This window comes from Gordonia sp. (in: high G+C Gram-positive bacteria) (assembly GCF_049299075.1).
In the GTDB taxonomy this organism is placed as follows: Bacteria; Actinomycetota; Actinomycetes; order Mycobacteriales; family Mycobacteriaceae; genus Gordonia.
The window spans coordinates 1-7,481 of the sequence record NZ_JBAQWU010000002.1; the positions used below are offsets into that span (position 1 = coordinate 1).

Genomic DNA, 7,481 nt, shown 5'->3' on the forward strand with positions numbered 1-7,481 from the left:
GGCTGCAGGGACCGCGACTGTCGGGGAGGGTCGCGACACGGCGGGGGTGGACGGTCGCGTCGGCGTCAGCTGCGCTGCACGCGGATCGCTTCGAACACCGATGGGTCCACCAGGGTTGAGGTGTCGCCTAGTTCGCGGCCTTCGGCGACGTCCTTGAGTAGGCGGCGCATGATCTTGCCCGAGCGGGTCTTGGGCAGTTCAGGCACCAGATTGATCTCGCGTGGCTTGGCGATCGGCGAGATATCGGTGGAGACCTGGTTGCGCAACTCGGCGATGAGCTCGTCGCCCGGTTCGGCGTGCTCCATCAGGATCACGAAGGCGACGATGCCCTGGCCGGTGGTGGCATCGGACGCGCCGATCACGGCGGCCTCGGCGACGGCCGGGTGCGCCACCAGTGCGGACTCCACCTCGGCGGTGGAGATGCGGTGGCCGGAGACATTCATGACATCGTCGACGCGACCGAGCACCCAGAGGGCGCCGTCGTCGTCGTAGCGCGCGCCGTCGCCAGCGAAGTACCAGCCCTGATCAGCGAAGCGGGACCAGTAGGTGTCTTTGAAACGTTGCGGGTCGCCCCAGATGCCGCGGAGCATGCCCGGCCACGGGCGGTCGAGCACCAGGTAGCCTTGTTCGCCCCGGGCGAGCTCATTGCCGTTGTCGTCGACGATGTTGGCGCTGATGCCGGGCAGCGGGCGCATGGCCGAGCCGGGCTTGCAAGCGGTGACGCCGGGCAGCGGGGCCACCATGATGCCGCCGGTCTCGGTCTGCCACCAGGTGTCGACGATCGGGCAGCGGCCGCCGCCGATCACCTTGTGGTACCAGCGCCAGGCCTCCGGGTTGATCGGCTCGCCGACGCTGCCGAGGACACGCAGTGAGCTCAGGTCGTGGGCGCCGGGAATCTCCGCGCCCCACTTCATGAAGGTGCGGATCAGTGTCGGCGCGGTGTAGTAGGTCGTCACGCCGAGCTTCTCGATGATCTGGAAGTGCCGGTGCTCATCGGGTGAGTTGGGGGTGCCCTCGTAGACCACTTCGGTGGCACCGTTGGCGAGCGGTCCGTACACGATGTAGGTGTGGCCCGTCACCCAGCCGATATCGGCGGTGCACCAGAAAACGTCGCGGCCTTCTTTGTGGTCGAAGACATTGTGGAACGTGTACGCAGCCTGCGTCAGGTAGCCGCCGGAGGTGTGCACGATGCCCTTCGGGCTGCCGGTGGTGCCCGAGGTGTACAGCAGGAACAGCGGGTGCTCGGCGTCGAACGCCTCCGCCTCGTGGTGCGCGGAGGACTCGTCGACGGTGTCCTCCCACCAGACGTCGCGGCCATCGACCCACGGCAGATCCGGATCGTGGTTGGTGCGGCGGACGACGACGACCTTCTCCACAGACGCCGCGGCGCGCTCACCGGTGCCTAGCGCCTCGTCGACCGCGATCTTGAGCGGTGCGGGCTCACCGCGACGGTACTGGCCGTCGGTGGTCACGACGACCTTGGCGCCGGCATCGTCGACCCGAGCGCGCAGCGCCGCCGAGGAGAACCCGGCGAAGATCACCGAATGAGTCAGGCCCAGCCGGGCGCACGCGAGCATCGTGATGATCGCTTCGGGGACCATCGGCATGTAGATGGCAACGCGGTCGCCGGACTGCAGGCCGATCGACGTGAAGTAGTTGGCGGCCTTGGAGACCTCGTCTTTGAGTTGACGGTACGTGAGGTCGCGGGTGTCGCCGGGCTCCCCGACCCAGTGGATCGCGACGCGGTCACCCTTGCCTGCGTCGACGTGCCGGTCCACGCAATTGACCGCGACGTTCAGCTTGCCGTCGGCGTACCACTTGGCGAACGGGGCGTCGGACCAGTCGAGCACATTGGTGAACGGGACGGCCCAGTCGAGCCGTCGTGCCTGCTCGGCCCAGAACTCGTCGGGGTTCGCATCGGCGCGCGCATACATCTCTTCGGTGGCGTTGGCCTGCGCGGCGAACTCTGCGGACGGAACGAAGACCTGATCGGTAGACGACATGGTGGCTGCCTTTCGGTTGTCGACTGCTGTGGCACAGCTCGGGAGGACTGATGGATGTGAGCGTAATCACCCATATCGTCAAGCGTAATGGGACCGAGGTCGCGGGTGGGTAGGGCGCGATGAACGGTCAGTGCGGCACGGTCAATGGAGCGCGACCGTGGCGAGCGCCGGTCTGGCCCCGCGCGCACTAGGCTTAGCCGGGTGACCGATCCGCTCCAGCCACTACTCGACCTGCCCGGCGTCGCCGCCGCCGCGGAGGAAGCTGGTGAATCGCTCGCCGGAGTGCACCGGCATCCGGTGAATCTGCGCGGCTGGGACAAGACCTCGCGGGAGTCGTCGTGGCGGGGTGGTCGTAGCTCGGCGGCGATGGAAGGGGCGACCACCGAGCTCAACCGCGAGCATGACTTCGACGATCCGGTGATGTCCGGTGCGATCCGGGTGGCACAGGCCCTGGACCCGGACTCTCTCGACCGCGAGGTGGCGGTGTTCCGGCGCGCGCCGATGCAGTCGCTGGCCCGGTTGCATTCGCTGGCAGCCGCCGAACTGACCGCGCCCGAGCGGCTCGGCCGTCCGCGCGACGAGCCGCACATTGCCCAGCGGCTGGATCTGCTTGGGCAGTTAGTCACGGGCGCGACCACCGTGCCTGCCGCGGTGCTCGCCGCCGTCGTGCACGGCGAGCTCCTGGTGCTCGCGCCCTTCGAGCACGGCAACGGTGTGGTGGCACGCGGCGCTTCTCGTCTGGTGAGTGCGGCCACCGGCCTGGATCCGCATCTGCTGGGTGTTCCGGAAGTGACGTGGTTACGCAGGTTGGGGGACTATCGGGAGTCTGCAGCGCGGTTTGCGACTGGCGACCCGCAGGCGCTCGCGGAGTGGATCGTGCTGTGCTGTCAGGCCATGACGGCCGGTGCGGTCGAAGCCAAATCGATTGCCGACGCGGCACGCTGAATGGTCCGCGCTGATCTGTCGCGGTATGCCCGCGCCTATCGGCAAGAATCGCGACATCGGAGCGGTGTCCTCGCAGCACTGGTCCCGGACAGTATTGTGGGCGACCCCTGTGCCGGAATTCCGGTTCAGGTGCCGCCCACGAGCACGGGCCCAAGTTACCAAGCGTGCAAGGTGGGTTGTGGGATCACCTCGGCGAGGGAAAGGAATCTCGGTACGGACCGATGGTCCCAATGTCGCAGGTGCACAACGCTTCTGCCCTATCGCGGCGCGCTCCGCGTGGGTGCTTGCCGTCCGTGCTGGGAACGCTTTCTCGGGAATTCGGGTCTTCTCTTCTGATCCGAACTTGGCCTTGAATTTGTTCCGTACCTACTTTCTACATGGTGACGAGCGTCACATCAAGGGTTTGCGAAAACTCATGCCGCATCGTGTCGCTCGCTGAGCAGATGGACGATGCCGTAGGTCGCTGCGGCCGCGGCCAGGACGGTGACGCTGGCCGCGAAAGCGGTCCATCCGCGGGTGGTGTTGCTTGACCAATCGACCAGGGGCGCGGGGTTCGGGAAGTCCAGAATCTCCCAGCCCTGGTCGACGGCGTGCGAGCGCAGCGTCTTGTCGGGGTTCACTGCGGCGGGGTGGCCGGCCAGGGCGAGCATCGGAATGTCGGTGGCCGAGTCGGAGTACGCGTAGCAGTCGGTGAGGTTGTAGCCGCGTTCGTCGGCCAGCTCGCGCATGACGTCCGCCTTGGCCTCGCCGTAACAGTAGAACTTGATCTCGCCCGAGTAGTGTCCGTCGATCAGTGCCATTTCGGTGGCGCGCACCAAGTCGACGCCGAGTAGTGCGCCGATTGGCTCCACCATCTCCATGCCCGACGCCGAAATGAGTACGACGTCCCGGCCAGCGGCTTTGTGTTCGGCGATCAGTGCGGCAGCCTCAATGAAGATCACCGGTCGCACCACATCGTCGAGTGTCTCGGTCACTATTGATCGCACGGTGGCGGCCTCCCATCCGGCGCTCATATCCGTGACGTGTTTGCGCATCCGCTCAACATGGTGTGCTGGATCGGCGGTGAGCAGGAACTGCAGCTGCGCGATTGCCGAGCGGAGCATGGCGCGTTTGGTCAGTAGTCCGCCCTCGTAGAAGTGGCGGGTGAAGGCAAGGGCACTCGACCTGGCGATGACAGTCTTGTCCAGGTCGAAGAACGCTGCGGTGCGGGCGGGCGACGTCGAAGTCACGCCGCGAGAGTACGTCCGTTACCGCGGCTATGCGCGGCGAACGACGGAATTTTGGTTCCGAAGAGTCCTATTTGACACGCCATCGGGTAAGTTGCCGAGGTTTGTGAAACAGGTGTAACTTCGCAGTTGTCGATCTTGATCGGCACGCATTCAGCCCGACCCCCCGGGGCTGAATGCAGATGGCCCCGACCTCCTCCCCCCTGGTCGGGGCCATCACCTATTTGGGGAGCAATGTGCCTGCTGGCGGAGATTCCTCCCCGCGCTTCTCGTCGACCTGTTAGCGTCCGTGACCAAGCAGATGCTTGGGAGATGGGGAGAAACCGGCGATGGTGTCGAAGAACGCAATGGGCAAGATCGCGACGGCGATGGCGGCGGCGCTGCTCATCCTTCTCGGAATGACGACGACGAGCCCGGCGTTGGCCGCGCCGAACGGAAAGCTCCCCGAGGTCTACAACTTTTTCAGCGGTATCCCCTTTGAACTGAGCCATCCCGGCGGCGATCTGCCCGGCTCCAATGACTGGAACTGCAAGCCCTCGCCTGAGCATCCGCGCCCGGTGATCCTGGTGCACGGCACCGGCGGTGCGAAGACCACCAACTGGGGTTCGTACGTGCCGATGCTGCGCAACCGCGGCTACTGCGTGTACGCGCTGACCTACGGTGCGCTGCCCGGGCTGCCGTGGCCGTTCACCGCGATCGGCGGCATGGATCGGCAGGACGTGAGCGCCCGGCAGTTGGACCGGTTCGTCGAGAAGGTGCGGCGTTCGACCGGCGCGCAGACCGTCGATCTGGTGGGCCATTCGCAGGGTACCTACATGCCGACCTACTACCTGAAGTACCTCGGCGGTGCCGACAAGGTGACCAACTATGTGTCCCTGGCCCCGCTGTGGCGAGGGACCGGCGACGTGATTCCCGAATCCCGCATGCTCGGCGCGGCCCTCGGCGATTTCCCGATGCCGTTCTGCATCGGCTGCGGCGGCATGATGGCGGGCTCCCCGATGCACAAGAAGATCTGGGCCGGCGGCAGCCCATACGTCAAGGGCATCAACTACACCAATATCGCCACCCGCTACGACGAGCTGGTGATCCCGTACACCAGTGGCCTGGTACCCGGCCGGCGCGGGGAGAACGTGCGCAACATCGTCATGCAAGACACCTGCGCGCAGGACTACAGCGACCACCTGGCCATCGCCGGCTCCCGCCGCGCGGCCTACACGGTGCTCAATGCGCTGGACCCGGAGCACCCGGTGAAGGTGCCCTGCGAGTTCGTCCCGCCGTTCACTGGCTAGCACTATTCCCGCTCCCTGAGTGTTCTCAGGCTCCCTGAGCTTGTCGAAGGGTCCTGTGGAAAACCCGGCCCCGGACGACGAACCTGTGGAAATCGCTCTGGTGCAATGCTGGATCGGTGTCGCACGCTAGGCGGTATGACCGAGGTTCTGCTCGCGCTCACCGGGACGGCATTGTCCGACGATGTCGCGCGTTGTGGCGCGGCAGCTGGCTATCGCAGCGTGCAGGCCGATCCGCTGCGATGTCGGCCGCAGTGGCTGCGCGCCGGGGCAGTGGTGGTTGACGGAGCGGCTCTCGAACAACTCGTCGCCAGTCGTCTCCCGGCCCGCGAAGGTGTGCTGGTAGTCGGCGCGCGAGAATCTGATGCCGACACCTGGCGCCGCGGCCTGGCGGTCGGTGCGCAGGGCGGATTCGTCCTGCCCGCAGAGGAAGCCCGCCTGGTCGCCGCGCTGTCGAGTCTGCGGCGACCGCACCGGGCCGCGGCACCGGTGCTCTGCGTGGTCGGGGGGCACGGCGGTGTCGGGACGAGCACGTTCGCCGCGGTGCTCGCCGAGACCGCCAGCCGACAGGCACCCGGGGTCTTGCTCCTGGATGTGGAACCCGGGGGTGCGGGTCTGGATCTGTTACTCGGTATGGAAGCGACCTCGGGGCTGCGTTGGAACGACATCACCGGCGAGACTGGCAGCATTGCCGGTCCGGCGCTGGCCGCGGCATTGCCTCGGATAGGTGACCGGCTGCGCGTGGTGACGCGAAGCCGCGACGACGGCGCCCCGCTCTCGCCGGAGACTGTGCTGGCCGTGCTCGATGCGGCGCGCACCAATGGTGAGACGGTGATCGCCGACCTCGGCCGCGCCGTCGATCCTGCGGCGCAGGGCGTGCTGGATTCGGCTGATCTCGTCGTTGTGCTGACCGCGGCTTCGGTGCCGGGTGTCGCGGCGACACGAAAGCTGTTGACGCGGCTGGCGTTGGGTGGTGAACCGGTACGCAGTGAGCTGGGTCTGGTGGTGCGTGGTCCGGCGCCGGGAGGACTGACCGCCGAGCAGGTGGCGGACGCGGTCGGGGTGCGGTTGGTGACCACCCTGCGCACCCGCCGGGCGCTGGCGCGGCGATGTGAGGAGGGCGGGGTGCGACCGCCGGCGCACAGTCCGGAGGTGCGCTCGGCCCGGGTAGTGCTCGAGTTACTTGACCCACGGCGCGGAGTGATCGGGTGACTGGCCTGCCGCAACATGCGGACCTGCTCGACAGGGTCCGTGAGCAACTGGCGACTCGTTCCGCCGAGCCGGACGCACAGGCCATCGCCGAGGCGGTGCGCAGCGAGTCCGGCGGTCTGCTCTCCGACACGGATCTGCTCGCTGCTCTTCGCTATTTGCAGACCGAGCTGGTCGGTGCCGGGCCGCTGGAGGGGATCCTCGCCGATGCCGCCGTCACGGACATTCTGGTGACTGGCCCCGATCGGGTGTGGATCGAGCGCGGCGCCGGACTGGAGCGGACAAACGTCACGTTCGACAGCGAGGCCAGCGTCCGCCGACTCGCGGTTCGGCTGGCACTGGGGGCTGGGCGCCGGCTCGACGATGCGCAGCCTTGGGTGGACGGCAGGTTGTCCGGTATCGGACGGCACGGGTACGCCGTCCGGTTGCATGCGATGATCCCGCCGTTGGCCTCCGATGGCACGTGCATCTCGTTGCGTGTGTTGCGCAGCGCCACCATGGATTTCGCGACGCTCGTGGCCGGGGGAGGGATCCCGGACCAGGTACGGGACCTGGTGGGCGACGTGGTCGCGCAGCGGCGGGCGTTCCTCGTGGTTGGCGGAACAGGTGCTGGTTAAGGTAAGGTCACCAGATGTCGCAGAAGGTACCGCAGTACCGGATCGTATACACCAGCAATCGGGCGCTGGAACAACTGCAGGATCAGATTGCGGTGCCGGCAGGCTTCTTCGATAATCCGATTGGCAGTAGACTCCCAGTCGTGGTTGACGCTATGGGTCGTCCCGAGCCGAGCCTCATCTCCTTCATGCTCGACT

The 7,481-nt window shown here is 66.8% G+C and carries 6 protein-coding genes and 1 pseudogene; 5 read left to right on the top strand and 2 right to left on the bottom strand.

The features are described from left to right. Positions 1-65: 65 nt before the first annotated feature. Entirely contained in the window at positions 66-2,003 is a 1,938-nt protein-coding gene (gene acs, locus WAW85_RS00070) for an acetate--CoA ligase (protein WP_422557643.1), read from the bottom strand. Between the two features lie 201 nt (positions 2,004-2,204). Between acs and WAW85_RS00075 the strand changes: the two genes are divergently transcribed. After that, positions 2,205-2,948, top strand: a complete 744-nt coding sequence (locus tag WAW85_RS00075; RefSeq protein ID WP_422557644.1) for an oxidoreductase — start codon at positions 2,205-2,207, stop codon at positions 2,946-2,948. A gap of 413 nt (positions 2,949-3,361) precedes the next feature. Here WAW85_RS00075 and WAW85_RS00080 read toward each other — a convergent pair whose 3' ends face one another. After that, positions 3,362-4,177, bottom strand: a complete 816-nt coding sequence (locus tag WAW85_RS00080) for an HAD family hydrolase (RefSeq protein WP_422557645.1) — start codon at positions 4,175-4,177, stop codon at positions 3,362-3,364. 326 nt (positions 4,178-4,503) lie between these two features. Here WAW85_RS00080 and WAW85_RS00085 point away from each other — a divergent pair, with 326 nt between their 5' ends. The 4 genes and pseudogenes from WAW85_RS00085 to WAW85_RS00100 all read left to right on the top strand — a co-directional run. After that, positions 4,504-5,463: an esterase/lipase family protein gene (locus WAW85_RS00085; protein WP_422557646.1), complete on the top strand. Its 960-nt coding sequence runs from the start codon at positions 4,504-4,506 to the stop codon at positions 5,461-5,463. Positions 5,464-5,598: 135 nt separating this feature from the next. After that, positions 5,599-6,672, top strand: coding sequence for a septum site-determining protein Ssd (gene ssd / locus WAW85_RS00090; RefSeq protein ID WP_422557647.1), 1,074 nt, complete (start codon positions 5,599-5,601; stop codon positions 6,670-6,672). Positions 6,673-6,677: 5 nt separating this feature from the next. Further along, positions 6,678-7,283, top strand: a pseudogene (locus WAW85_RS00095) (ATPase, T2SS/T4P/T4SS family); the annotation flags it as partial. 17 nt (positions 7,284-7,300) lie between these two features. After that, positions 7,301-7,481 (top strand): hypothetical protein (locus tag WAW85_RS00100; protein ID WP_422557648.1); only part of this gene is annotated, 181 nt, incomplete at its 3' end.